Here is a 26,037-nt window from a genome sequence, read left to right on the forward strand (position 1 = left end):
ATCTCGCCCTTATACCGGCATCTGCATGATGTCTTGATAGGCCTGGACCAGTTTGTTGCGCACCTGGGTCAAGGCTTGAAACGATACGGAGGCCTTCTGCGAGGCAATCATCACGTCGGTCAGGTCCACGCCGCTCTTGCCAATCTCGAAGGCGTTGGACAACTGCGTGGAAGCCTGCTGGGTGTCGCTGACCTTATTGATGGCCTGCCCCAGCATGTCGGCAAAATTGCTCGAGCCCAGCTCAGGCGCGGCTGCCGCTTTGGGCATAGACATAGCGTCCATTTGCATGGCCCGCATGTCCAACATCAATCGATTAAACTCAACACCTTGGCTCATGTACTTCTCTCTCCGACGGCCCGCATTTTTTTGACACTCACGCAGCGGATACGCAGGACATAGCAACAAAAGTGCCAGCTCTGCGTCATCGCCGTACAAAAACGCGAATATTCAACCCTTCAACTGGCGTACAGACTGGCCTCAACGTCCATTCCGGCATCACGCATCTGCGCCAGCTTGTAACGCAGGGTCCGCGGGCTGATACCCAAACGCTCGGCGGCCTCTTTGCGACGCCCGCGCTCGGCGCGCAGGGTATCGATGATCATCTGGAACTCATGACGGCGCATGTCATCACCCAGGCCACCCAGCGCCTCGCCCTCCGGCTGTGGCGGCGGCGCTTGTACCGGCGCAGTAGTGAACATCGGCATAGCGCCCGCCAGACAAAAATCTGCCGCCTCGATCACCCCGCCCTGCTGCAGGATCAAGGCTCGTTGAATGGCGTTATCCAGCTCACGCACATTACCCGGCCAGGCATACCCTTGCAGGCAAGCCTTGGCGTCAAGCGACAGGCGCACTGGCGCATGCTTCATTTTATTGACGTGACGGGCCAGCAGTCGCTCAGCCAACGGCAGAATATCGGCACTGCGTTCACGCAGTGGCTGCCAGGCCAAAGGGAACACCGACAGGCGATAGAACAGGTCTTCACGGAAACGCCCGGCCGCCACCTCACCGGCCAGGTCCCGGTTGGTGGTGGCGACGACACGGATATCCAGGGCAATCGGCTTACGCCCACCAACCCGCTCCACTTCCCGCTCCTGCAAAACCCGCAGCAGCTTGGCCTGTAACCCCAAGGGCATTTCGGAAATCTCATCGAGCAACAAGGTGCCGCCGTGCGCCTGCTCGAACTTGCCCGCCTGGGCAGCGATAGCCCCGGTGAACGACCCCTTCTCGTGACCGAACAAGGTCGCCTCAAGCATGTTGTCCGGAATCGCCGCGCAGTTGATCGCCACGAACGGCTGGTTGACCCGCGTCGATTGCTGATGAATGAACCGCGCCAGGACTTCTTTGCCAGTCCCTGACTCGCCGGAAATCAACACCGTCGAATCACTGCGCGCCACACGCGCCGCCAGCTCGAGCAACTGCGCACTGGCAGGCTCGCAGGCCACAGGCCCCTCATCAGCCACGCCTGCCACTACCCCCAAAGCATGACGCGCGACCAGATCCAGCAAGGCCCGCGGCTCAAACGGCTTGACCAGGTAATCCACCGCCCCCTGGCGCATGGCCTCGACGGCGCGCTCGACGGCAGCGTGAGCGGTCATCAGCAATACCGGCAGTTGCGGCTGTCGGGCACGCAACAAGCCCAGTAACTGATGCCCGTCCATCCCCGGCATGTTGACGTCGCTGACCACCAGACTGAAAGCGTCTTGTGCTACCGCCTCCAGCGCCTCTTCGGCCGAACCGACCGCAAGATAATCAAAACCGCCCAGCTCGAGGGTATCGCCCAAGGCCTGACGCAGTGCCCGATCGTCCTCGACCAGCAGCACCTTGATTGCCTTCATTGCTCTATCTCCATGTTGCGCGCATCAATCAACGGCAGCGTAACCACTGCGCACGTACCACGACCCGGTCGCGAACGTATCTCCAAAGTGCCTTGGTGGGCCCGCGCCACCGCCTTGACCACCGCCAGACCGAGACCGGTGCCCGTGGCCTTGGTGGTGAGGAACGGCTCACCCAGGCGCGCCAACAAGGTACTGTCGATCCCCGCCCCTGCGTCACTGACACACAGGCGCAACACCGCCCCGCGGCGGTACAGGTGCACCTTCAGGCGCGCAGGCTCGCCACTGGCCTGCAGGGCATTTTCAATCAGGTTGAGCAAGGCACCGACCAGAGTGTCGCGATTACACAGCAACTCACCGAGGTGACTGTCGCACTGCCAGCGCACCGCGTGCCCTTGGACATGGGCCTGGGCCGCTTGCTGCAGTGACTGGAACAGGGCCTTGGGCGTGACTCGGTCGGTTAACGGCAGCTCGCCACGGGCAAACACCAGCATGTCGCGCACCTGGTGCTCGAGCTCATGTAGACGCTCCTTGAGGCTGCCGGCAAAGCGCTGCTGGGTTTCCAGCGGCAAGCTCTGCTCAGCCAGGTGACTGGCGTAGAGCAAGGCGGCCGACAACGGTGTACGAATCTGATGGGCCAGTGAAGCGACCATCCGCCCCAAAGACGACAGGCGCTCATGGCGCGCCAGCTGGCCCTGCAAGTGACGGGTTTCGGTCAGGTCATTAAGCAGCACCAACTGGCCCGGCTCAGCATCCAGCGAGCGAGTAGCAATTGACAGCCGCCGCCCATCGCGCAACGACACCTCGTGACCGTCGTCCTCGCGCGGCGCGAAGCTACGCGCGATGACCTGACGCCACAGCTCGCCCACCAACGGCTCGCCGAGCAAATCGCAGGCCGCTGGATTGGCCTCACGTACACGGCCCTGACCATCGATGACGATGACCCCGCCCGGCAACAGGTCAAGCAGGTTCTGCAGGCGATTGGCCAGGCGCTCCTTCTCGGCAAGTTCAGCCATGCGCTGGGCACTGACTACCGCCAGCTCACCCTTGAGTTCAGTGACCCGAGCTTCGAGCAAGTTGTAAGACTCACTGAGCTGACTGGACACCTGATCGAACAGCGCAAAGGCCTGCTCAACACCGAGTCGGCTTTCCTGTTCGGTGGCATTGCGCCCCTTCGGTTCAGGGGCACAGGAGATGGTGGCGGCCTGGGGCATCGTGCTCTCTCGCGTGGCTGACCGTCATAAAACGGTATGTTGCCTGCGATATAGCAATAGCCGTGCCGGATAGATTCAAGGGCGTGGTAAGGGGCGTCGAAAAGCGGCGGTAAAGGCCGATGGGACGGGCGTTACAGCCCTTTAAAAGGTAGGGATATTAACCATGACGGGAGCATCCTTGCGCTCCGCCATAGCCGATCGGCGTCAATCCTCCGCCTGTTCTTCTCCATCGCGACGGCTCATGCCGTACTTGCGCATTTTTTCCACCAGGGTCGTGCGGCGAATGCGCAACCGTTCGGCGGCGCGGGCGACGATACCGTTAGCATCATCCAGCGCCTGCTGGATCAGACCCTGCTCCAAACCACCCAGGTAATCCTTGAGGTCCAGGCCTTCGGCCGGAAGCATGGCGTGAGTGGCAAAGCTCGGCGAGCTGCCATTGATGGCCACACGCTCTTCCAGGTCGGAACGCAGGCTGTCGACCAACTGCTCGTCTTCGTCATCAACGTAACGGAACTTCTTCGGCAGCTCCGAGACGCCAATTACACCGTAAGGGTGCATGATCGCCATGCGCTCAACCAAGTTGGCCAGTTCACGCACGTTGCCTGGCCAGCCATGCCGACACAGAGACATGATCGCCGCCGAGTTGAAACGGATCGAACCACGCTTTTCGTGTTCCATGCGCGAGATCAGTTCGTTCATCAGCAGCGGGATGTCCTCGACGCGCTCACGCAGCGGGGCCATCTCAATAGGGAAGACGTTGAGGCGGTAGTACAGGTCTTCGCGGAACGTGCCCGCTTCGATCATGCTTTCCAGGTTCTTGTGAGTCGCGGCGATGATGCGCACGTCGATACCCTGGGTTTTGTTGCTACCCACTCGCTCGAAGGTCCGCTCTTGCAGCACGCGCAGCAGCTTGACCTGCATCGGCAGTGGCATGTCGCCGATTTCGTCGAGGAACAGCGTACCGCCATTGGCCAGCTCGAAACGCCCAGCTCGACTAGTGATGGCACCGGTAAAGGCGCCCTTCTCATGACCGAACAGTTCACTTTCCAGCAACTCGGCCGGGATCGCCCCACAGTTGACGGGCACGAACGGCGCTTCACGGCGCTTGGAATGGTAATGCAAGTTACGCGCAACCACTTCCTTGCCAGTGCCCGACTCGCCGAGGATCAACACACTGGCGTCGGTATCAGCCACCTGCTGCATCATCTGGCGCACATGCTGGATGGCACGACTGGTACCCACCAGACTGCGGAACAGGTTCGGCTCACGCTGGCGACCGCGCTCGCGGGCCTGGTCATACATCTCGCGATAGACCTGGGCACGGTGCAGCGAATCGAGCAGCTTGCTATAGCTCGGCGGCATCTCAAGGTTGGAAAGAATACGTCGGCGCAGCTCGTCCGGCAGCTCTGCAGAAGAAATTTCACCTAAATGCAGAACCGGAAGGAACTCATCCCATGCCGCCACTGTCTTAAGCAGGCTCACGAGACTTGCCGGAGCATTTACGGTCCCGATCAGGACACAGAGTACTTCACGACTGGATGACAACGACTCAACGGCCTGCTGCCAGTCATGGCTTGAACAGGTGAGATTTTCTTCGCCAAGAAAATTCAACACCACCGCCAAATCGCGGCGGCGAACGCTATCGTCATCGATCAGCAGAATTTTGGTTTCACGCCACATGCAATAGCAACTTCCCTAGTCATCTCGGCGCCCTAGTGAGGGCAAGCTCGACATCATTCCGACTGAACGGTCAGTGTTCGGACGTCTGAAATATGAAAACAGCTACTAGTTAAGTCAAAAAACCGTACAGAGTCAAATTTATGGCGCCCTGTTTTGGTTTTGCCCAGCTTCAGCTGAACAAATGGTATACCTTTGCCGCGTTTTTGGCATGCCGGATCTGCGTCATCTCATCAACTAAAGATTGACGCTCGTCACTTGCAACCTCAATTAGTTGCCGATAGACCCCGAGCAGCTCCTCAAGACTGCTGCGCAACACCGCTTCGTTGACCGATGCCTCGGCCAGCACATCATCGACACACAACCGACAGCTGACGTCGAGCTCGCTGATCGCCTCCCAGTCGCGACTGGCCAGGGCCCCCAGCAATGCTTCGCGGGTTTGTTCGATACGTTCGAGCACGACACTCATCACAACCTCCTAGACGTCGGCGGATTGATCGCCAATCGCGTCCCAGCCTTCCTTGACGGTAATCAGCAAGCGGGCCACCTCATTGAGGATCTCCGGATCGTTTTGCACGTTGGCTTCGACCAGGCGTTTGCTCATGTAGGAGTACAGGTTATCCAGCTCGGTCAGCGAGTCCGCATGATTTTCCAGATCCAGACCTTCGCGCAGGCCGCCGACAATACCGATGGCCTTGCCGATCAGGATGCCGCGCTGGGCGATGTCGTTACGCGCCATAGCGCCTTTGGCCTGAGCGATGCGATCGAGTCCGCCCTGCATCAGCATCTGAACCAAGCGATGCGGGCTGGCCACGGAGGTCTGGGCCACGCCGTTGACTTTCTGGTACTGGCGAAGAGCCAACATCGGATTCATGTTCTACCTCGTCACAACTAAAAGGTTTCGTATACCGCTTGTATCGCCTGGGCGTCAAAAAACTTTAGACACAATGCAAAAAGCCCGGGACACCCCTGAGGTATCGCCGGACTTTAAAGGATTAACCGATCAGGAGTTCTTCTTCTGCGCTTCCATCGCACTGAACAACGACGTGATGCTGTCAGCCTGAGATTTGAGTTTGCCGACAGCGACATCCATTGCGATGTATTTCTTGGTTAACGAGGTGGTGAGACTTTCAATTCGAAAGTCCAGCGCCTGCTGCTGCGATGCCAAATCGCGCTGCGAACGATTGAGCATGTCGTTGCGCTTGTCGAGTGAGCCGCCGGTCTGCAGAAAAGGCTCAATCGCCTTGTTCATCCGCGCGATAACACCATCATCACTGGTAAACAAGGCCTGCACTTCACTACCCAGCTTCTTGTCATTCAACGCCGCCTTGAACTTAGTGTCGTTGAATTCGAGCGTGCCGTCTTTAGCCGTGTTGATCCCCAACTGGCTCAGCGAGGTCAAGCCGCCACCGGTCTGTGCAATCGCGAGCTCAGAGCGTAGCGCAGCCAACAGTGAGCGCGTAGTCGGATCGCCTGTAAGCGGCCCCAGAACGGTATTATCGTTTTCATCCTTGCTGGTCGAGGTCAGGCTGTTTACGGTCTTGACCAGATTGTTGTAAGCATCGACGAAGGACTGCACATCAGCCTTCAAGCCATCACTGTTAAGACCGACGGTTACAGTAGACTTTTCACCTTCAGCCTTGAGCTCCAGACTCAGGCCACTGATGGTCTTGTCCAGCGTGTTGGACTTGCTGGTAACGGCCATACCGTCAATCTTGACCTGAGCATCAATAGCCAGGTCACCGATACGGCCAGCAGCACTGCCGGACATGGCTACACCACTGCTGATGGTCAACTCCGGAATGCCAGCCACGGAAATATCCGAGCCCGCCCCCGTAGTGGTCGAACCAAACACCAGGCGCGAACCATTGCCATCGTTGATGATGTTGGCGGTTATGCCATCCTTGCCCAAGGTGCTGTTGATGCTGTCCCGCACAGATTGCAGGGTGGCATTGGCGCCCACTTCAACATTGTAAGTCTTGCCGTTCTGAGAAATAGCCAGAGTACCAGCAGAGATAGGTGCGTCCGAGCCAGAGAACACCTTGCTACCTACTCGCGAGGAAGTAGCTAGCTTGAGCACCTCGACCTGATAGCTACCCGCCACGGCGGTGTTGTTTGCGGTTGCGGTGACCACCTTCTCATTGCCGCTGGTTGCAGCGAATGCGAGGAATGACGGTGCATCCTTGTTGTTGAGCTTACCCAAGGCGGCCTGATAGGTCGACAGGGCACTCTTGAGCGAGGCAACACCAGAGATCATCGCCGAGTTGTTGGCGGTCTGGCGTGCAATCTGATTCGCCTTGGCGCCGGTATCAGACTCGACCAGTACCTTGACGACGGCACCGATATCCATGCCGGATCCAGTGCCGATGCTCGCTACAATTGGGCTTGCCATGAGTAAATTCCTCTCCGTTGCGCAGCTCCCTAGCCGACCACTCTAGCGAACATTTGAATCTTAAGGTATCAGACCTTGGCGTCGAACAGCAGGCTGCTCACGTCACTCAGGCTGTGAGCTATACGCAGGGCCTCTTCCGAGGGCAACTGGCGAATCAACTCCCCAGTTTCGCTGGCGATAACTTTGACGACAATTCTGCCGGACTCTTCATCCGTGGAAAATTCGAGGTTGCGGCGGTTCGAGGCGAGAAATTTCTCGATTTCCTTGACCGCAATTTTCACTTGTTCAGCTTCAGACGTTTTTTCCCGCGAGGGCTCCCGGGCTTCAGTAGCCGCCTGAACCGCCAGGACTGCCGACTTGTCGGTGGCCTGCTCGACCGGACGCACGACCGGATAAGACAAGTTCAGCTTGACGCTCATATCCATGTCTACCACCTCTCAATGCAAAAGGCGGAGGAGCGCAACAGCTGCACTCCCCCGCCGATAACCATCAGGCTATTACTGAAGCAGTTTCAGTACTGCGGATGGCAGCTGGTTGGCCTGGGACAGAATCGAAGTCGAAGCTTGTTGCAGAGTCTGCTGCTTGGTCAGCTGGGCAGTTTCAGCAGCGAAGTCGGTGTCCTGTACACGGCCACGAGCGGCTTCGGCGTTTTCGTTGATGTTCTGCAGGTTGTTGATGGTGCTGGTCAGACGGTTTTGTGCAGCACCGAGGTCAGCACGGCTGGTGTTGATCTTCTGCAGAGCGTTGTCGATGGCCGAAACAGCGGCGCTGAAGCTAGCTTCGGCGGCGGAGCTGGTAGCACCAGTGATGGTGATGGTGCTGGTGATACCCAGGTCGCTGGCGGTGAACTTGGCGCTCAGGTCGATATCGATCTGGTTCATGCCGCCAGTATTGGAACCAACCTGGAAGGTCATGGTGCTGGCCGAACCGTCAAGCAGGTTCTTGCCGTTGAGCTGAGTGGACTGAGCGATACGGGTCAGTTCCGCAGCCATCGACTGGAACTCTTTGTTCAGAGCGTCACGGTCGTTCGAGCTGTTGGAGTCGTTTCGCGATTGAACAGCCAGTTCACGCATACGCTGCAGAATGTTGGTCTGCTCTTGCATCGCGCCTTCAGCGGTCTGGGCAATCGAGATACCGTCGTTGGCGTTCTTGATCGCCATGGTCTGACCACGGATCTGCGAGGTCATGCGGGTAGCGATCTGCAGGCCTGCGGCGTCGTCTTTGGCGCTGTTGATTTTCAGGCCGGAAGACAGACGGGTCATCGAGGTGCTCAGTGCATCGGAAGCACGGTTCAGGTTTTTCTGAACGCCCAGAGAGGTGGTGTTGGTGTTAACGGTCAAAGCCATGACGAATTCCTCGTTGGATTGGGTACTACGGCTTCCGGCCTTGGCAATTCGCCGAGGGTGGCACAGAGAACCTTCGTAGTAGTTATCGTCGTCAGGGCGGGTTGCTTTAGGGGATTTTCAAAAAAAATTACTGGCATCCTGCCAGCCCCCTTAATTTAAGGGCTTGATGTCAAGAAAAAACAGCCATCCGGCACCCCTACAGGAGAGGACCTGCAGATGAGTACAAACAAAAACGCCGCCCGGGAAACGGCGGCGTTCTTTTTTGAGTATCCCTATCAGTCGCGTCGCTCGATGATCGCCGAACCCCACGACAGGCCCACGCCAAAACCACTCAGGGCGACACGCCGGCACTGCGAGCCCAGCACATGCTTCTCTAGCAGCAACGGGATGCTGGATGACACGGTATTACCGGTCTCCACCATGTCCTTGACGAATTTTTCCCGCTGCTTTCCTTCATTGAAGCGTTGGGACACTGCATCGACAATCGCCGCGCTACCCTGATGCAGGCAATAAAGGTCGATTTCCTCAGGCTGCAGCTTGCTCGCTTCGAGCAGTTGCTGCAGGTGCGCCGGCACCTTGACCAGTGCGAAGTTGTAGACTTGGCGACCGTTCATGAAGAATTTGCCCTCGGTCGTACGCAGGTGCTCCGCCCCCGCTCCATCGCTGCCAAACAGCGACTTGCCCAGTTGCCAAGGCGCGCCCTCCCCCATCCAGGTCGCAGTGGCGGCATCACCGAACAACATAGTGGTGTTACGGTCTTCGGGATCAACGATCTTAGAATAAGGGTCGGCCGTGATCAGCAGGCCATTTTTCAAGCCCGCAGCCTCCATGAAACCCTTCATCGCGTAGATGCCGTACACATAACCAGAGCAGCCCAGCGAGATATCGAACGCGGCAATATGGGTCGGCAGGCCGAGCTTTTGCTGAACGATGGCCGCGGTGTGCGGCAGCCCTTCGGCATCGCCATTCTGGGTGACGACGATCAGCGCATCGATTGACGACATGTCCAGCGATGGGTTGGCAGCAAACAACGCTTTAGCTGCCTCGACACACAGATCGGAGGTTTCTTGGGCAGCGTCCTTGCGCGGCAAGAACGTGGAACCGATCTTGCCGAAGATGAATTCTTGATCCTTGCCGAATTTCGCACCTTGGGCGTAGTTGTCGACCCCCTTCGCAGGTACGTAACTGGCGATGCTTTTAATGCCAATCATTGTCGCTTCCCGGTAGACATAGCGGATATTGCGGAATCAGGCCCTGTTGCGCAGGCCTGGCAAGCCTCGTCGACGTGGCTGCCCGCTGACTCAATAGATTAGAGATGCACTTTGCGACTGCTAAGTCACGGTTATAAGGCCAAAGTGCCGGACGCCGCAACGTCACGCCCGTTTTCTTCCCCTCTATCTGACCATTGCGCATGATGGCATCGAGCCGGACGTGCCTGGCTCGACGAGTACTGGCTACTTGATAGCACTCATCCCAGCAAGCTCGGTTGGCTTGGTTTTTTTCACCACTGCCTGAAGAATGCGGGATGCGGAACTCAACCTTGCATCTTTCACAATCGGCGTTGACTGAATATTCAAGACCGTAAACCCACAGACACCAAATAAGCTGTTCAGGGCCGCAATAGAAAAGAAGTTGATGTGCTCATGCCAGTGCCGCTTATGCTCGGCTGAGAGATCGTCATTGCCCACCATCAGCGCTTCATGCGGCACCTCGACGTAAAGCAGGGTGTCATCACGCATACATTGATGTATTTCCCCTAGCGCATCCGACGGATAGGGAACATGCTCAAGAACATGGCGACAGACAATCAAGTCGTAGATGGACATGCTGATCTCTGCCTTCGACACGCCACGTGTGCCCGGCACGGTTGGCTTTTTGTCGATGTCGAAGATATCCGTCTCGTACCCTTGCCCCTTGAACGGGGTATTCGTGCCATCTCCCCCACCCCAATCCAGGATGCGGGTCGGCGTCGCCTGTTGAAGAATGAAATCCCTTGTCAGCTCAAGCAACTCACTTGGCGCTGACAGTGCTTTGTTCCGCTCGCAAAACCCAGGCTCATAATGCTCGCGCAGCGCCGCATATTCCTCACCATAATAGCCATCGTACAACTGCTGCATCTCGCGATCACTGAAGCGGATATCAAGAAATAGAAACGCGCAGCGCACGCAGTGAAGCGTATTACACACGCAATATGCCATGCCTTGAGCAATGGTTTGCAACCCCCATTCGGCGTCGATAACTGCAGGCGGCCAACCCAGCGCCCGGTGTGACACAAACGGCATGAGAATGGCCGGGGACTTTTGCAACGCCGTGCTGCCACAGCAGACACACTGCGTTGCGACATGTTCACGCTGCAGTGAGGACGGAAAGTCGTTGATCATGTTTATTTCCTGACAAACACCGAATGAAAGATGGAATTCCCAAGCGCAGTGAAAAAGTATCGACGGCGACGAGTCAGCCAATGCCCCCTGCTTGCTCGGCAGCGCATCGAATCGATTGCGTCAACGTGTATTGCAGACCCAGACCCAGCTCGCTGCGAGCTTTATGGGTGGAGGGTACGTAGCGGTTGCGAAAACTCCCCGCCGCTGCCGCGCCGCAGGCAATGTATACAGGTTTGTGCGGTGCCAATGTTTCGCGCACCAAATGCGCGAGCTCGCCAATTGTGATGGCCGCATCCGAGCCAACGTTGTACGCCTGCCCGGGCAGTCCTTTGCGCAGAAGGACGTCGAGCCAGTGCGCAAGGTCGCGTTGATCCATATAAGAACGCACGGGCGCCCCGTCCCCACTCACGTTGATAGCGGGTGCACTAAGAGCATCTCGGATGAAGTTGCCAATAGCGAAATGCGCATCCAGTGGCAGGTCTCGGCCGATGAAGGCGAAACAACGAGCAATAACAACCTGAAGGCCATACTGCTGCTGGTACAAAGCGCACAGATGCTCGGCACAGCGTTTGGCGACGCTGTAGGCATGCGCTGCATTGAGCGGGTCCGGCATGGCGTTATAACTCTCGCAGATCACCTCCATACGCGGTGGCTGGGGGCCATAGACACCACCGGAGCTGGTCAGCAGAAAGCGGGGGATTCGATGGGCAGCGGCATAGTCCAGCAGGTGACGGGTACCGTCAACGATCTGGGTATACCGCTGCAGCGGGCTGAGTTGAGGACCTGCCGTAGAATCCGCAGCGGCGTGAAGTACATGGGTAAACCCGCCCGCGCTGGGTAGTGAAGCCGGTTCCAGGATGTCTCCCTGGTGCAGGCGCAGCCACGGCTGGCCTGCAAACTCGGGGTACCGCGCCAGGAAACCCTGCGGTGACCGGCTCAGCACGGTGACCGCAGGCACTTGTTCGCCCACTTCGGCGGATGCCAACCAATGCCGCAGCAGCGCCCGCCCAAAGAAACCTGTCCCCCCAGTCAGCAGCAGTTTCATTGGTTGGGCACAGCGTACAACACGGATTCGAACGTGTTAGGAGAATGCTGCCGGATATAAAACCGGTAATTGGGGCAGAGATCGAAAAGCAACTCCGGCAACGCCCAAAGGTCCTGCGGGTTATGGTAGAGCGATACGATCAGCACCGGGTGACTACGTCGAATGATCTGTTCGGCACCACGCAATACCTGGGCTTCAGCACCTTCCACGTCGAGCTTGATGAGATCAACGGGCATACAGGGCAACAATTGATCCAGCGCCACAGCTGCAATGGATGTTCCAGCCCCCTCAAGACTAATGGAGCAGGCTTCGCCCTGTCCGGCATTGAATGTCAGGATGCTATAGGTCTCGGCGGCCGCAATCGGCAAGCACACCGCATGGGTTTGCTTTAGCGCCACCTGGCTAACCAGGCGAGCAAAGTTTTGCGGATCGGGCTCTAGCAGAAAAGCCTGCTTGCAAGAGATCTGCGGTTGCGCAATCAACTCTTCATAGCTATCGCCATCGTAGGCGCCGCAATCCACATAAGTAATGTCGCGCCCCTGCAAGGCGGGCAAAGTCAGCTCATTGATATACCTGGTTTCATTGGACAGAAAGCTGGAGTACTCCATATCCAGGCCAAGGCGAAAAGCGCACATGCGATACAGTATCTTCCTGCTTTCCTGATCGGCCAATGCATCGGCAACGCTGGCAATTCTATCCATCGCCTCCAGAAGAAATGAGCGAGCGCCCAACCAGAAGCGCCACCCCAGCGCTTGGGAAAATTGCTCATAGAGCATCCACGGCATCAATGGCGGAGCAAAGCCAGCACCGGCTACGAGGCCCAGCAACTCATCGTAAGGGGTGTCACGATTGAAGATACCAAGAGCGAGTTGCGCCTGTGGATGTTCACTCGCAAGCTGGCTCCAGTTCAACACTGGCAAATCAAGGACTGACGTAACGCCAGGAGACGTTTCGACAAAACCTTCAACAACAATTCCCTGCGCCTGCATGGCCGTTGCAAGGCTGCGGCCAAAATTCCCGGCGCCAAAAATCCAGATGTGCCGGCCTGCCTCGATGTGAACGCCCGGCAAGGCAATTGCCTGGTCACGCAGGGAAAGAAAATCAGCGCAGCTGTATGTCTTTTCAGCCATTGCCATGGGCTCCTGAGCCGTTTGCTGCTTGCGCAAGTGCACGTATCGCCAAAGCCTCACTGCGGATCTGTTCCAACACGGCCTGGTCCAGGAACGGGTGCATGTCGTCAAGCTCCGGGGTGACGAAAGCACCTTGCGCATCAACACGGGACTTGATGCGTGGCACGAACTCTTGCCGTGGATCGACATGCAGATCGATCAGCAGCGGCCCGTCGGTTTCCAGCAAGCTATCGAATCTGTGCAGATCCTCTTCCGAGGCGATGGACTCGGCACGCAACCCATAGGCACGGGCCACGGCGGTAAAGTCGGGAAACTCCACCCCCGACTCCGGCGTCGCGCCAATGACCCGGCCAAAGAAGTTTTCGTGGGTCTGCCAGATGGACAGATAACCGCGGTTGTTGAGCACGATCACGATCACATTGACGCCGATGGTTTTCAGCGTCTGCAATTCCTGGATGTTCATTTGCAGGCTGCCGTCCCCCGCAAAGCAGATCACGCGCCGGGAACCCTGCGCTCGAGCGGCTGTGGCAGCGCCAATGGCAGCAGGCAGGTCGTAGCCCATGGAGGCAGAGCCTGAGTTGCTGAACAAGCGTTGGTCTTTCTGCAGGCTGCCGACCTGGAACGGCAAAATGCAGGCAGATGCGTTGCCGCACACAACAATGTCATCAGGGCGCATCTGCGCGAAGATGCGTTCGACCATCACGTAGGGGTTAAGCGCAGCGCCTGCTACCTGGCGATGCTCCGCCGAAGCACGATAAGTGGCGCCGATGCGCTGGCACCACTCTACCCAGGCCCCGAAATCAGGAAGGCACGCGCGCGCCAGCTCTTGTTCCAGAACATCGAGAAATTCACCCAGATCGGCAGCCACCCCCAAGTGCGGCTGAAGGGTGGGCTTGGCCAACTCGGCCGCATCGATATCCACTTGCGCGATCCACGCGTGCTTGGCGAAGGCGTGCCAGTTGTAGCTGGTCTGACGGACGTTCAACCGGGAACCCAATACGAGGACGAAGTCGGCAGCTTGCAAGCAGAGATTGCCCGCTCGAGTACCTATGGTCCCAGGCCGACCGGCGAACAGGGGATGATTCGAAGCAATCAGATCGTGCGTCCAGGCGGTGGCCAGTGGAATACGGTAGCGCTCGATTAGCGCCAGGAGTCGCTTCTCGGTGCGCGAAAGCCGCACCCCCGTCCCCCCCAGGATCAAGGGGCGATGCGAGTGCAGCAGCTTGCCGGCGATTTCCTGGCAGGCAGCGCGCAGTCCTTCGGGCGCTTGAGGCTCGGGCAAGGAAGGTGCGGGTATGGTAATGGCAGTCGTGGATTGCTGGATATCCAGAGGAATGTCGAGCCAGACAGGGCCAGGGCGGCCACCCACTGCCTCGGCATAGGCCTTGGGTAACATCACTTCCAGGTCTTTTTCCGAGCGCACCAACTGCGCATACTTGCAGACCGGACTGGCCATCGCGATGGTCGGGCCTTCCTGATCGCCCAGTTGCCGCAGCCCAGGCACATCATGGAATGAGGTGCAGGTTTCTCGCTTGATCTGTCCTGAGAGGACGATCATCGGGATGGAATCAGTGAACGCACCATGCACACCGTTGAGCGCATTGATAGATCCCGGCCCCGTGGTCAGCATCACCACCGCCGGTTTTCCGGTAATGCGCGCGTAGCCTTCGGCAGCCATCGCACAAGCCTGCTCATGGTGCATGAAAGTGCAACGCAGACTGTCATGCCCCCCAAGCGCCTGATTGAGGAACATGGCGCCACCGCCCGTGACAGTGAAAACCTGCTCGACCCCTTGCTGTACCAGCCATTGTGCGATTTGCTCGGCAACACGCTTCATGGTCAGAGCCCCCGGCTCAGGATGAGATTTTTGAGGGCGGGACTTTCGCTGTAAGGGCCGTCAATATGCTCAATGGTCAGACGTTCGTTGGCCTTGATCTGCTGCAGCAGCCGTTCACCATTCATCACCTCGCGACAAGACAATTGCCCCTTGTGCAAGGGAATCGCGAGGTAAAAATCTTTCTCGAAATCATCCCTACCCAGAACATAGCCAGGCTCCAAATCACGGCGGGCGTAGGCGCCGCGCACCAAGGCATTGAGGTATTCGGTTTCCTTGCGCGAGATGATGCGTCGACTGGCGCTGACACCACCGCACATTTCTTTGGCCTTGTGGAAAGCTTTGTACCAGGCGTCGCACTGCTCAGGCAGCGAGCAATAGTTGGAAACGGGCACTCCTTCGTATTGGATGTCGATGTGTCTTTCCCAGGTACGGACACCCTTTCCGTACGAGATCAACATGGACGAGTGCCAGTCATGGTACTCGTGAGTGGACAATCCAATGACGTGACCCGGGTAGCGATTGCGCAGGTAGTCGATCTGATCGAGATGCAATTCGTCATCCTCGCTGGGGTAGAGCGAAACGCAGTGATTGATGGACAACGGGATATCACGCTTTTCAAAGAAGTGAACAATGTCATCCAAATCCTTTTCCGATGCACCGCCTGTGGAAATGATGGTTGGGCGCCGCGTGGAAGCAATTTTCTCGATCAGCGGCCAGTCGTTCATGTCGGAACTGGCGATCTTGAGGATTGGCATGTCGAACTCAACGCACAGATCAACAGATGCCTCGTCGAACGGCGTGGCCATGGGAATGCAACTCAGGCTCCTGATTTCCTCGACCATTCGCGCAAATTCAGCCTTGCTGAGCTTGGTGTCTTCGGTTTTCTTGATGTAGCGCAGTTCAGAATTGCCCTTGAAATCAGGATGAATGAACTCATCGACATCTCGGAACTGCAGCTTGATGGCCGCCTTGACGTTGTTGAAGCGCGCAATCGCACCATGATCACGGATAATTTTCAGCCCGCGCTCCAACCTGCCCCAGTGATTGTTGGCAAGTTCCAGAACGAACAGGTTTTCAAATAAATCTTTGTCACGCTGGCTGATGGTTTTCATTGAATACTCCGTGCTCTTTTGCCTTGCTCAATTGAAATTGGCGCCAGGGCAGGTTCTGGCCCTGGCTGCCACAAATCCGCATTTCAGGCCGCAGCAATGGCTGCATGTCTATCCCGAGTGCGCTGTATGAATGTTCGGTAAAACGCCTCTACCACTGCTCCGGCACTAGCCTCAATCAGGAAGCCACACCTTCAACCACTGCTCCACATACCGCTCATCCAGCATCCACTGGCTCAGTACCGTTTCACGCAGTACATCCGCGCACCTGGCAGTGGCATCGAGATCAGCAACGTGCATACGGATCGCGCTCTGCCAATCCCTAGCGATATTTTTGACACGGGTCACAGGCAAGCCCTGATAGGGCTGCACATCACTGCACACCACGGGATAACCGCAGGCCGCGTATTCCAGCAGTCGCACATTGCTTTTGCATGCGTCGAACAGGCCGTGCCCCAACGGAGCAAGGGCCAGATCGAGGTGCAGTGACGCCAGCTTCTGCGGGTATTGGTCGAACGGCACCGGGTCGTGCAGTTCGCCAACGTAGGCGCGCATCGGCTCCGGGCACTTACCGAGGCATACCCAGTCCACTTCACCGGCCAATGCCTCGACGACATCAATCATCAGCGCCTGTACATCTGGATCACTGAAGTCGCCAACCCAACCCACGCGAGGACGCCCCCCCATAGTCCGGTGGCGCTCCAATGCCCCCCAGCGAGCTGGATGCAGGCGATCTGGTAGCACACGGATATCCTGGTTCGAACCACGTAGCACTTCGGCCAAGGCTTCAGTGGGCACCACCAGCCGATCAGCTAGCCTCACAAAGCGTTGCAACGCGGTTTGGAGATCTCCAGGCACGCTGGCATGAAGTACATGACCCTCGGGTATTGCAGGAAGGTAGGAGCCCACCTCTGCCACTTTGAACACACTCGAGAACTGCGCACTACGCCGTAACGATTCAATTCGCGAGTCAGTGATCTGCTCCTGCAACACCCAGGCATTCGGCTGAAGTCGCTCCAGCTCCGCAGGCAGGTAGTCGCGCAAGCTCAGGCGCACATCGGCCACTCCACCGATATTCATGGACAGCGCCGGGTCGATGATGCGGCCATACCCGCTGCTCCTTTCGAGACCATTGGGCATCGCCAGCACCACTGGCAACGGCCGCCATGCAAGCGGGTTCCAGGTCAGCGCCGAATCAGCTTCCAACTCGAACCCCGCTCCCTGGAGAGACAAATTCCGGTTATAGGCCGGGTCACGGGCAATGAGTGGTAGCCACTTGCGGTACATCGCGTCCTGTTCCGCAGTGCTAGCCTCTTGATGCGTGGGCGTGGACTCCTCCTGAACGGCACCACGCTCCTTCAGCACAACGGCGTGCGGCGTCCAAACCGTGAGATAGCCCGACTGGCCCGCCTTAAGGCACAGGTCGATGTCTGCGTACTCGTCTTTCAACTGTGGCATGTCCATGCCACCCAACGATTCATAAAGCGTTCGGCGAATCATCAGACAGGCTCCAGAAACAGCACTGTAGTTCTGATCCATTTCCAGACGCTGCATGTAGCCGCCATTGTCTGCGTGACCAGCAAATGCCGAACCGGCCGGACTACCCAACCCCAGCACCACGCCTGCATGTTCGACCGTGCCGTTGGGGTGCAGCAGCTTAGCCCCCACGACACCCACTTCCGGACGCTGTGCGTGGTTGAGCAACGCATCCAGCCAGTCGTCCTGGACAATTACGGTATCGCAATGCAACAACACCAGATAATCGCCACGAGCATGACGAGCCGCCATATTGTTGATGGCGCCGTAATCGAAGTCGGACGGATAGCGCAGCACGCAGATACCCGATGCCTCCAGCGCTGCCATACCGTCAAGCCAGGCACGGGTGGCAGGGTCAGTGCTGCCGTTGTCCAGCAATAGGATTTCGTAGTGTTGGTAGGTGGTTTTTTCCATCAGGGACGTGGCACAACTGCGTACCTGGTCACCTCGCCCCCTGACGGCAATGACAATCGACACCAACGGTGTATCCAAATGGCCGTAGTGGATGCGATGAATACCTGGCCGATGCATCTGGACCCGGGCCTGGAGATAGCCGCGCTGGTGCAGATGCCGTTCCAGAACAGCCTGTTCCTGGGGGTTGTGAACCAGATCGGTCGCGGCACTGATACACACAGGCTCACTAATATGTGCCAACCCATCCAGCCCGTCAGACTCTTCGATCAGCCGCAACAGCAACCCGAACTCAACGGCCCCGGCGCATTCCGGGTCGAGTCCGCCCGCATCCAGAAAAACATCCCGACGATAGAACCAGTGACGTGCCATGTTCGCCGGACAGGACAGGAACATGTCGAGATTGAAATCAGGACGCAGCAGGGTGTCCAGCGCTCCTGTCGGCCCGCGGACGATCTCGTCCGCATACACCGCCCGGACACCTGGCGCATCGAGCAACTCCAGTGCCAGTACAAACAACCCGAACGGAGTGAATGTAGTGCCTGCACGCACAAAACATAGCCATTGGCCGTCGACTATTTGCCAAGCCAGATCATTGAGCGTTGCAGCCTCTGCATCCATGGCAACATGGATGTTGATGAATTGATAACCTTGCGTTTGCAGACTCTGCCGTGTGGCCTCGGTGTTGGCGGGTTGCCCATCCGGCACAATGAGGAAATTGAAGCGCGGCAAATCATACCTGCGCTCCTCAAGGCGCCGAGCCATCAGTTCCGCTTGCCCTTCGGTGGGAAAACGTTGCCGCAACCAATGCTCAATGGACTGGCTACGTTCCCGAATGCGCTGTTGCTCAGCGGATTCTGCCCCACCCGTCTTTGGACTCTCTAACCCCCAGGTCGCACTGGGCATCGCCTGAGTCTTCTCGATGAATGTACCCAGCTGCTGCCAAAAGCGATTCTGCAAGGCCGCATATTTTTCCTCGACGATGGGAATCCCAGCCAGCGCGTGCTCAATCGCCGCTGGCGTATCTTCGAATGCCAACCCATGCGTCCCGAACTCTTCGATTCCAAGAGGAACACCGTCAAAGAACGGCGACTTCAAGACAACAGCAGGGCAGCCACACAATATCGCCTCCAGGGCAATGGCCGTGGACGCGAAGCAATAGACCCGCTCGCTCCTTCGGAAAAGCTCGGCCATTTCCTGCGGAGTGGCAGGCCACTCACCGGTAATGACGGTACACTTTGCGGCAAGTTCAGGGTGTTCCTTCAGGGCATCGACATGTCGCCCCGGATACAACAACCACCCCTTGCGTTGCCGGTCATAGGGATTGGCCAGGTTGTTGTAAATCGAGGTATCGATGGGCGGCATGAACATGATGTGATCCGGACTCTCGCCCTCCGGCAACAAATTCTGCGTATAGGCAAAAATCAAGTCCGTGCTTGCGAACTCTGTATCACCGCCAAGCAGGCCCGGCAGGTTCAGAAGATAGCGCACCACCGATTGTGCATTGGCAGGATTGCCCCGAACCACTTCAGGGTACACGACGATCGGCCGGCGCCCCGCCTGTGCATGTTGCTGCTCTAAGTCCCCCGTCAACAGCGGCGTATGCCACAGCGGATTGGTCTGAGCGGGGTACATATAGGCATCCTGACCGCACCGATTGAGCAGATGACAGAGCATGTGCATCACACGAATGCCTGCCGAATTGCGGCGATAGTCTGGAGCGAGAATGTAGTAGGGACGCGTAGGCGCAACAAACAGAGGTGGAAAGGATTGACTGGCCATAGACTTTTGAAACCCTGAATTAACGCAGAACATTCGACATGTCGGGTGGACTACTCAAGACCTGGCCTCGGTGGCTGCGCGCAGACTCCTTGAGCCCACAGCTTTCGAACGCACACCAAGGCCACCGCACAAAATTGAGCACCTATCAGCGCAGCCTGCGCACGTAGCTTTCTATGTTACGAGCAGCGTGCTCGAGGTGTTGTTCGGAAAGTCCAGGCCACAGTCCAATCCAGAAGGTGTCCTTCATAACCTTGTCGGTGACCGTTAATTCGCTCGCCACTCGGTATTGCTGGTCCTTCATATAGGGCTGGCGAGTCAGGTTGCCTGCGAACAGCAACCGCGTACCGATCTTCTGCGCATCCAGGTGACGTAGAAGATCCAGGCGCTCGACACCGCAACCATCGCGCAGGGTGAGCGGAAAACCGAACCAGGACGGGTCACTGTTGGTGGTGGCGTGCGGCAGGATCAATTGATCGGTGCAACCACTTAGGCGCTCGCTAAGCCAGTCGAAATTACGCTTGCGTGCAGCGATGAAGTCATCGACCCGGTCCATCTGCGCCAGTGCGCAGGCGGCCTGCATGTCAGTGATCTTGAGGTTGTAGCCCAGGTGCGAGTAGGTGTACTTGTGGTCGTAGCCTTGCGGCAGATCACCCAGTTGCCAGCAGAAACGCTTGCTGCAAGTGTTGTCCTCGCCAGGACCGCAATAGCAGTCACGCCCCCAATCTCGGAACGATTCGACAATACGCTTGAGCAGCGGCGAATCGGTGAACACCGCCCCGCCCTCGCCCATGGTGATGTGGTGGGCCGGATAGAAACTCAGGGTGCCCAGGTCGCCGAAGCTACCTACCTGACGACCATCGTAGGTGGCGCCCAGGGCGTCGCAGCAATCTTCGATCAGCCACAGACCGTAACGGTCGCACAGCTCGCGCACCACTTTGAGATTGAACGGGTTGCCCAAGGTGTGGGCCAACATGATCGCCTTGGTCCGCGGACCGATCGCCGCTTCGATCAGCGCCGGATTGATGTTGTAGGTCCCCAGTTCAATATCGACGAACACCGGTACCGCGCCAAACTGCAGGATTGGGTTAACCGTGGTAGGGAAGCCGGCGGCGACGCCAATCACTTCGTCCCCCTTGCCAATTGCACGGTCGCCCAATCGTGGCGATGTCAATGCCGAAAATGCCAGCAGATTGGCAGATGAACCAGAGTTGGCAGTCAATACGCCGCGTCGCCCCAAGTAGCGCGACAACCGTTTCTCGAAGGCCTGGTTGAAACGCCCGGTTGTCAGCCAACCGTCCAGTACCGCCTCAGTCATGGCTTGTAACTCGGGTGCACCAATGACCTTGCCGGAAGGAGGCACTGCGTCCTTGCCTGCTACGAATGGCACGGTACCCAACTCCAGTTCCGCATAGCGGCCCACTAGCTCGGCTATCTGCTGGCGCAGCTGTTGCGCCGTTTGTTCACTCATGGGGTCTCGCCTTGATAGGCCGCGATCTGCGCGCGGCTGAATGCATGCATGTCCTCACCGGCGTGCCAAGCACAGTGCCAGTCGAGGGTGTGTTCCAGGGCTTGCGCCAACGTCCAGCGCGGCTTCCAGCCAAGTTGTCGGCGTGCCTTGCTGGAGTCCAGGGACAGCAATCCCGCTTCATGCGGCTGCCCTACCGCATCGACTTGCCAGCGCGCGTCCCCGGGCCAAAGCCGGGCAAGTTGCTCAACCAGTTCACCCACTGTGGCCACGCCATCGGCGTCTGGGCCGAAGTTCCAGGCTGAAGCCACGGCATCGCCTCGCTCTACCAATGCCTGAGCCAGATGCAAGTAACCCTGCAACGGCTCAAGCACGTGCTGCCAAGGACGGATAGCCTGTGGGTAGCGCAAGGTCAGCGACTCCCCAGCCTGCCAGGCACGCAGGATGTCGGGCACCAAGCGGTCGCCGGACCAGTCGCCGCCACCAATGACATTGCCCGCCCGCGCAGTCGCCAAGGCAATACCCGACTCGCGCAGGAAAGACTCGCGCCAAGAAGTACACAGCAACTCCACACACGCCTTGCTGCTGCTATAGGGATCATGACCGCCGAGGGCATCTTGTTCGCGGTACGGCCAGAGCCACTCTCGGTTGTCGTAACACTTGTCACTGGTGACCACCAGCACAGCACGTACCGACTCGCACAGCCTTGCGGCTTCAAGCAGGTTCACCGTGCCAATCACATTGGTCGTATAGGTCTCCAGCGGTGTGCGGTAAGACTCACGCACCAGCGGTTGAGCTGCCAGGTGCAGGACAATTTCGGGCTGGACCGCACTCAAGGCCTCGGACAGACGCTGCACATCACGGATGTCGGCCAAGGTGCCAGGAACCCGTTCGGCAAGCGCTGCGACATTCCAGAGTGCAGGCTCGGTATTAGCCGGCAGCGAGTAACCGTGGACGTGAGCACCCAGCTCTCGCAACCACAACGCCAACCAGCCTCCCTTGAAGCCGGTGTGCCCGGTGAGAAGCACCCGGCGTCCAGACCAGAACGATGGACTCACGACCATAGCCGCCACTGCGCCTCACCGGTCTTCCAACGATCTTCCAACAGGTTGCGGTCGCGCAAGGTATCCATGGCCTGCCAGAAGCCTCTGTGCAGGTGGCTCATGAGCTCGCCTTGCGCAGCCAGCGCACGCATCGGCTCGTACTCCCAGGTGGTATCGTCGCCGTCGATAAAGTCGAATACGCCGGGCTCCAACACAAAGAATCCGCCGTTGATCCAGCCGCCATCACCCAGGGGCTTTTCCTGAAAGCCTCGTACCTGCTCCCCGCGTATATCCAGGGCGCCGTAACGTCCCGGCGGCTGGACGCCAGTGACGGTGGCCAACTTGCCATGGCTGCGATGAAAGTCGATGAGTGCAGGAATATTGACATCGGCAACGCCATCGCCGTAAGTCAGACAGAACGTCTCGTCTCCCACATAGTCGCGCACGCGCTTCAGACGTCCGCCAGTGGCAGTGTTCTCGCCGGTATCTACCAGGGTTACGCGCCAAGGCTCGGCATGGCGGTTATGGATGCACATACGATTTTCTGCCATGTCAAAGGTGACGTCGGACATGTGCAGAAAATAGTTGGCAAAGTACTCCTTGATCACGTAGCCCTTGTAGCCCAAGCAGATGACAAAGTCGTTGATACCAAAGTGCGAGTAGATTTTCATGATGTGCCAGATGATCGGCTTTCCGCCTATCTCGATCATCGGTTTTGGCCGCAAGTGGGATTCTTCGCTGATACGCGTACCCAGGCCCCCGGCCAGAATGACTGTTTTCATTATCCGCTTACCTTAAGGGATTTTGCCTCGATCCGAGCCGACAATTTACTGACCAAAGCAGTGACTGTGCGGACTGAAAGCAAGAATGCTGCCAACTTGAAAACGGCAAGAGTCAGTAAAGGCGCACGAAAGCGGCAATTTTGGCTGTGGCTCAGAAACGACAAGGCCGAGCATAAAGCCCGGCCCTGTCATTACGCCTGTGTCACGCCAGCTCGCTGACCCACTCGAGCACAATCGGCCGACCGGAGTCGGCAATCCTTGACACGTCCACACCAAATTGATCATAGGCTGCCACCCGCGTCGTGAACGCCGATGGCCAACGCTCTGCCAATGCCTGCTGTTGTTGTTGCCCCAGAACCGGAACAACGTCATTGATCATTTGCGCCTGTGGTGTCCAGATTACCAGCAGCCCCGCCTCAGCAGCCCTCAGGCACAAATCGACATCGCCCCCCCCAAACACTTGCATGCCGCCGCATTGACTGAACAGGTCCTTGCGCACCATCAGACAATCATCGGACACCGCCTGACAGCTACGTACCTGTGCCAAGCCAAGGGCCGACTCAGTTGCGGACTTGGGCACTCCCAGCAATGCGCTCTGGACCTGACCGGAAACCAACAGCGCGTAACCGGCATGGGTTACCTTCTCGTCGCGACCATGCAACAGGCAACCCACCACACCCACCTCTGGCCGTAGCGCCTGGTTGAGCAACGCCTCGATCCAGGCCGCCGAGGACACCTGACTGCGGCTGGACAGCAGCACAAGGTATTCTCCGCGAGCCTGTGCCGCTGCTTGATTGATCAACTGCGAACGAGACGCCCCCGGCTCGCCCGCCAGTACACTGATTCGCCCCCCCGCTTGGAGGCCGGCAAGCTCGCCCGCCAGTGCTTCTGCGCTGCTCCCGTCGCCGGCCACGATCACTTCGTAACGGGGATAACGGGTGCGCTGCAAGATACTCGCCAGACAAGTCCTAAGTTGCGCCAGGTCACCGTCGACCGGGAGCAGGATACTGACTTGCGGTGTCACTGGGTGACGAAAATCAATCTGGAACGCGCCATCAGCACTTGCACTGACCTGAGCATTGTAACCAAGGCCGCTCAAGTGACGCTTGAGCGTAGCCAGCGCATCTACCGACATGCTCTCGTGTCGTTGCCGACCAATAACCAGGTACTCGTCCAGATGCGCCAGCCCGCCCATGCCTTGCTGCTCAATCAACCTGAGCAGCAAGTCGAACTCAAGGGCTTTTGCATACGCCTCACTGTATCCCCCCAGACCAACTACGATCTCACGGCGCAGCAACCAATGCCGGGACATCAGATCAGGACGACTGCGCAACAGATCCAAGTTGGCGCCAGGTCGAATAATACTGACCAGACGACCATCTCCCGCACGCTGTACTTCATTTGCGCAAATGGCCTGGCAACCATCTGCACCACCCAGTTCAGATTGCAAACGCAGCAATCCACCCGGCGTCAGCACATCGCCCGCCTCAAGCAACATCACCCAATCACTGGACAACTGCCGTACCACCTGATTGAGGTGGGCAACCACGTTGCCGGCAGTGACCTTGATAAAATGCAAAATATCCCGCGGCGTGGTAATCGCCGGCAGCTCACCCGCCTTGAGCACGACAATCTTAAAATCTCGCAACCCACTGGCCAGTAAACTGTCGAACGTGCCTTGCAATGCAGCATCATCGTTGTCGAGATCCATCAGCACGAAAGCGATCTGCTGCGAGGGCTTCTTGCTCAAGTGAGCGAGTACATGCTTTCTGGTGGCATCGTCAGGCGTTGCTGCGCCAATGGCTGCGAGAATTTTGCCTGACGGCGTCGACGCCAAGCGCTCTTGCACCGAGGCCCCACCCAGCGCTTCGAGACGCTCAAGCCACCCCTCTAGCTCGCGAGCCTTGGCGGCGTCATCCTTGCCATCTAGCAATTCAACCAGGCGCCGACATACCTGGGTGTTGAACAGCCCCAAAGACAGTGCTTGCCAGTATCGTTCCTTGAGGCTTTCCGCCGAATCGTTGGGGTGAACCTTGAGCAAGGCCTGCTGACGCACCCAGCTTCCTTCGAGGGCCAGGATCTGACGCTGACCCGCTGGCCAGGCATGCAACAAAAACTCCAACGCATGCAATTGTGCAAACACCACTGCATTGTAGTAAGGCATCTCGACAAACTGACGTGGCTCAAAGGTCCGCTCCGGGTCTTTCAACACCCCTCCCCAGCACGACTTGAACAACAACTGGGCCTCACGCCCCTCATGAGTGCGACGAACGAAATTGCCCAACACAGCAAAGTCGACGGTGCCTTGGTCTGCTCGCCCTGAGTCAGCATTCCATTGATGCAAACTGCGTACTGTCTGGTTGAGACATTCTTCATAAGCAATTAGGTTTTGCTGACCAGGTCGATACTCGACCACAGCACTGGTCTGTGGCAAAACTTCGCCTGCTCCGTGTCTCAGTAGCGCGTAGGCAACTGCCACCAACCAACCTTCGAGTGGCAAATTTGTAGGCGCATCACTCACCGCAGACTTCAAGGCCTCGACCCTTACCAGCGAACGCCATGCTTGCAAGCCGAGACGAGCGTACAACGCAACACGCTCACAAAAATCACCGGCACAAGGGTGGCTGCGGGCTGATCCAAGCTTGTAATAGTCAACCTCGTTGCCGCCTGATGAATACCCAATTGAATAACCTTGAGCCATGGTGAAATCAGCGTGATTCTGGAGAAAGTCCACTCCCACGGCCAAGGCATCGGCGAGTAGGAAGTCGCTGTCCGGCGTCAGGATTGCAAATGGCGTCTCTATTTGCTCAAGCACACTAAGCAACTGCTCCCGCCAGGCTTGAGCAGATGCAGAGCGTGTCGCAATGTCGACGCTCAGTACCTGGCGAAAATGCTGTTTGTAGTAATAGCGTGCACGCCCCTGATAATCAGGGCCACTCACGCCCAGCACAACAACCGTTACGTCGTTCAGTGATGTCGCCAATTCAACCGCTTTCTCGCCCATAGCGCACCTAGTACTCATAAAATTCGAATTCGGGCAGGCGCCGATTAACGA

At 57.9% G+C, this 26,037-nt stretch carries 20 protein-coding genes; all 20 read right to left on the bottom strand.

Annotated elements, in window-relative coordinates:
* Positions 1–9: 9 nt before the first annotated feature.
* The 20 genes from fliE to CX511_RS18755 all read right to left on the bottom strand — a co-directional run bounded on the left by fliE (position 10) and on the right by CX511_RS18755 (position 25,986).
* Positions 10–336, bottom strand: a complete 327-nt coding sequence (gene fliE, locus CX511_RS18660) for a flagellar hook-basal body complex protein FliE (RefSeq protein WP_045189058.1) — start codon at positions 334–336, stop codon at positions 10–12.
* 119 nt (positions 337–455) lie between these two features.
* Positions 456–1,835 carry a sigma-54-dependent transcriptional regulator gene (locus CX511_RS18665; protein WP_045189060.1) on the bottom strand — a complete coding sequence of 460 codons (1,380 nt, stop codon included), beginning with the start codon at positions 1,833–1,835 and terminating at the stop codon, positions 456–458.
* Positions 1,832–3,046, bottom strand: coding sequence for a sensor histidine kinase (locus CX511_RS18670; RefSeq protein WP_101293424.1), 1,215 nt, complete (start codon positions 3,044–3,046; stop codon positions 1,832–1,834). Before CX511_RS18670 ends, CX511_RS18665 begins: the two co-directional genes overlap by 4 nt.
* 204 nt (positions 3,047–3,250) lie before the next feature.
* A complete protein-coding gene (fleQ, locus tag CX511_RS18675; RefSeq protein ID WP_045189064.1) occupies positions 3,251–4,726 on the bottom strand; it encodes a transcriptional regulator FleQ in 1,476 nt (491 codons plus the stop codon).
* 169 nt (positions 4,727–4,895) lie between these two features.
* Positions 4,896–5,192 carry a flagellar protein FliT gene (gene fliT / locus CX511_RS18680; protein WP_045189066.1) on the bottom strand — a complete coding sequence of 99 codons (297 nt, stop codon included), beginning with the start codon at positions 5,190–5,192 and terminating at the stop codon, positions 4,896–4,898.
* A 9-nt stretch (positions 5,193–5,201) separates the two neighbouring features.
* A complete protein-coding gene (gene fliS, locus CX511_RS18685; protein WP_045189069.1) occupies positions 5,202–5,597 on the bottom strand; it encodes a flagellar export chaperone FliS in 396 nt (131 codons plus the stop codon).
* A 129-nt stretch (positions 5,598–5,726) separates the two neighbouring features.
* A complete protein-coding gene (fliD, locus tag CX511_RS18690) occupies positions 5,727–7,115 on the bottom strand; it encodes a flagellar filament capping protein FliD (RefSeq protein ID WP_101293425.1) in 1,389 nt (462 codons plus the stop codon).
* A gap of 68 nt (positions 7,116–7,183) precedes the next feature.
* Positions 7,184–7,540 (bottom strand): flagellar protein FlaG, encoded by a 357-nt coding sequence (locus tag CX511_RS18695; RefSeq protein WP_101293426.1) that lies wholly within the window; start codon positions 7,538–7,540, stop codon positions 7,184–7,186.
* Between the two features lie 72 nt (positions 7,541–7,612).
* A complete protein-coding gene (locus CX511_RS18700; protein WP_101293427.1) occupies positions 7,613–8,461 on the bottom strand; it encodes a flagellin domain-containing protein in 849 nt (282 codons plus the stop codon).
* 275 nt (positions 8,462–8,736) lie between these two features.
* Positions 8,737–9,672, bottom strand: a complete 936-nt coding sequence (locus tag CX511_RS18705; protein ID WP_101293428.1) for a ketoacyl-ACP synthase III — start codon at positions 9,670–9,672, stop codon at positions 8,737–8,739.
* Between the two features lie 243 nt (positions 9,673–9,915).
* Positions 9,916–10,842 carry a class I SAM-dependent methyltransferase gene (locus CX511_RS18710; RefSeq protein WP_101293429.1) on the bottom strand — a complete coding sequence of 309 codons (927 nt, stop codon included), beginning with the start codon at positions 10,840–10,842 and terminating at the stop codon, positions 9,916–9,918.
* A gap of 73 nt (positions 10,843–10,915) precedes the next feature.
* Positions 10,916–11,887, bottom strand: a complete 972-nt coding sequence (locus CX511_RS18715; protein WP_101293430.1) for an NAD-dependent epimerase/dehydratase family protein — start codon at positions 11,885–11,887, stop codon at positions 10,916–10,918.
* The gene (locus CX511_RS18720) at positions 11,884–13,017 is read right to left on the bottom strand and encodes an FkbM family methyltransferase (protein ID WP_101293431.1); all 1,134 of its coding nucleotides are present in this window, start codon (positions 13,015–13,017) and stop codon (positions 11,884–11,886) included. The genes CX511_RS18715 and CX511_RS18720 overlap by 4 nt, the downstream gene beginning before the upstream one ends.
* Positions 13,010–14,854 (bottom strand): thiamine pyrophosphate-binding protein, encoded by a 1,845-nt coding sequence (locus tag CX511_RS18725; RefSeq protein WP_101293432.1) that lies wholly within the window; start codon positions 14,852–14,854, stop codon positions 13,010–13,012. The genes CX511_RS18720 and CX511_RS18725 overlap by 8 nt, the downstream gene beginning before the upstream one ends.
* A 2-nt stretch (positions 14,855–14,856) precedes the next feature.
* Positions 14,857–15,966 carry an N-acetylneuraminate synthase family protein gene (locus CX511_RS18730; protein WP_101293433.1) on the bottom strand — a complete coding sequence of 370 codons (1,110 nt, stop codon included), beginning with the start codon at positions 15,964–15,966 and terminating at the stop codon, positions 14,857–14,859.
* A 171-nt stretch (positions 15,967–16,137) separates the two neighbouring features.
* The gene (locus CX511_RS18735) at positions 16,138–19,692 is read right to left on the bottom strand and encodes a glycosyltransferase (protein ID WP_101293434.1); all 3,555 of its coding nucleotides are present in this window, start codon (positions 19,690–19,692) and stop codon (positions 16,138–16,140) included.
* Between the two features lie 145 nt (positions 19,693–19,837).
* Positions 19,838–21,160 (bottom strand): lipopolysaccharide biosynthesis protein RfbH, encoded by a 1,323-nt coding sequence (rfbH, locus tag CX511_RS18740; protein WP_101293435.1) that lies wholly within the window; start codon positions 21,158–21,160, stop codon positions 19,838–19,840.
* Positions 21,157–22,221, bottom strand: coding sequence for a CDP-glucose 4,6-dehydratase (gene rfbG / locus CX511_RS18745; protein ID WP_101293436.1), 1,065 nt, complete (start codon positions 22,219–22,221; stop codon positions 21,157–21,159). Before rfbG ends, rfbH begins: the two co-directional genes overlap by 4 nt.
* Positions 22,212–22,982 carry a glucose-1-phosphate cytidylyltransferase gene (rfbF, locus tag CX511_RS18750; RefSeq protein WP_101293437.1) on the bottom strand — a complete coding sequence of 257 codons (771 nt, stop codon included), beginning with the start codon at positions 22,980–22,982 and terminating at the stop codon, positions 22,212–22,214. Before rfbF ends, rfbG begins: the two co-directional genes overlap by 10 nt.
* Before the next feature lie 202 nt (positions 22,983–23,184).
* Positions 23,185–25,986, bottom strand: coding sequence for a glycosyltransferase (locus CX511_RS18755; RefSeq protein WP_101293438.1), 2,802 nt, complete (start codon positions 25,984–25,986; stop codon positions 23,185–23,187).
* Positions 25,987–26,037: the final 51 nt, after the last annotated feature.

It is taken from the genome of Pseudomonas sp. S06B 330, from assembly GCF_002845275.2.
Classification (GTDB): Bacteria; Pseudomonadota; Gammaproteobacteria; order Pseudomonadales; family Pseudomonadaceae; genus Aquipseudomonas.

Excerpts from the sequence above, each read along its gene's own strand:
- CX511_RS18755 (WP_101293438.1), bottom strand. The coding sequence starts at position 25,986 with ATGGGCGAGAAAGCGGTTGAATTGGCGACATCACTGAACGACGTAACG.
- rfbF (WP_101293437.1), bottom strand. The coding sequence starts at position 22,982 with ATGAAAACAGTCATTCTGGCCGGGGGCCTGGGTACGCGTATCAGCGAA.
- CX511_RS18715 (WP_101293430.1), bottom strand. The coding sequence starts at position 11,887 with ATGAAACTGCTGCTGACTGGGGGGACAGGTTTCTTTGGGCGGGCGCTG.
- CX511_RS18695 (WP_101293426.1), bottom strand. The coding sequence starts at position 7,540 with ATGGATATGAGCGTCAAGCTGAACTTGTCTTATCCGGTCGTGCGTCCG.
- fleQ (WP_045189064.1), bottom strand. The coding sequence starts at position 4,726 with ATGTGGCGTGAAACCAAAATTCTGCTGATCGATGACGATAGCGTTCGC.
- fliT (WP_045189066.1), bottom strand. The coding sequence starts at position 5,192 with ATGAGTGTCGTGCTCGAACGTATCGAACAAACCCGCGAAGCATTGCTG.
- CX511_RS18720 (WP_101293431.1), bottom strand. The coding sequence starts at position 13,017 with ATGGCTGAAAAGACATACAGCTGCGCTGATTTTCTTTCCCTGCGTGAC.
- CX511_RS18730 (WP_101293433.1), bottom strand. The coding sequence starts at position 15,966 with ATGAAAACCATCAGCCAGCGTGACAAAGATTTATTTGAAAACCTGTTC.
- fliE (WP_045189058.1), bottom strand. The coding sequence starts at position 336 with ATGAGCCAAGGTGTTGAGTTTAATCGATTGATGTTGGACATGCGGGCC.
- CX511_RS18710 (WP_101293429.1), bottom strand. The coding sequence starts at position 10,842 with ATGATCAACGACTTTCCGTCCTCACTGCAGCGTGAACATGTCGCAACG.
- CX511_RS18700 (WP_101293427.1), bottom strand. The coding sequence starts at position 8,461 with ATGGCTTTGACCGTTAACACCAACACCACCTCTCTGGGCGTTCAGAAA.
- CX511_RS18670 (WP_101293424.1), bottom strand. The coding sequence starts at position 3,046 with ATGCCCCAGGCCGCCACCATCTCCTGTGCCCCTGAACCGAAGGGGCGC.
- fliS (WP_045189069.1), bottom strand. The coding sequence starts at position 5,597 with ATGAATCCGATGTTGGCTCTTCGCCAGTACCAGAAAGTCAACGGCGTG.
- fliD (WP_101293425.1), bottom strand. The coding sequence starts at position 7,115 with ATGGCAAGCCCAATTGTAGCGAGCATCGGCACTGGATCCGGCATGGAT.
- CX511_RS18665 (WP_045189060.1), bottom strand. The coding sequence starts at position 1,835 with ATGAAGGCAATCAAGGTGCTGCTGGTCGAGGACGATCGGGCACTGCGT.
- CX511_RS18735 (WP_101293434.1), bottom strand. The coding sequence starts at position 19,692 with ATGGCCAGTCAATCCTTTCCACCTCTGTTTGTTGCGCCTACGCGTCCC.
- CX511_RS18725 (WP_101293432.1), bottom strand. The coding sequence starts at position 14,854 with ATGAAGCGTGTTGCCGAGCAAATCGCACAATGGCTGGTACAGCAAGGG.
- CX511_RS18705 (WP_101293428.1), bottom strand. The coding sequence starts at position 9,672 with ATGATTGGCATTAAAAGCATCGCCAGTTACGTACCTGCGAAGGGGGTC.
- rfbG (WP_101293436.1), bottom strand. The coding sequence starts at position 22,221 with ATGGTCGTGAGTCCATCGTTCTGGTCTGGACGCCGGGTGCTTCTCACC.
- rfbH (WP_101293435.1), bottom strand. The coding sequence starts at position 21,160 with ATGAGTGAACAAACGGCGCAACAGCTGCGCCAGCAGATAGCCGAGCTA.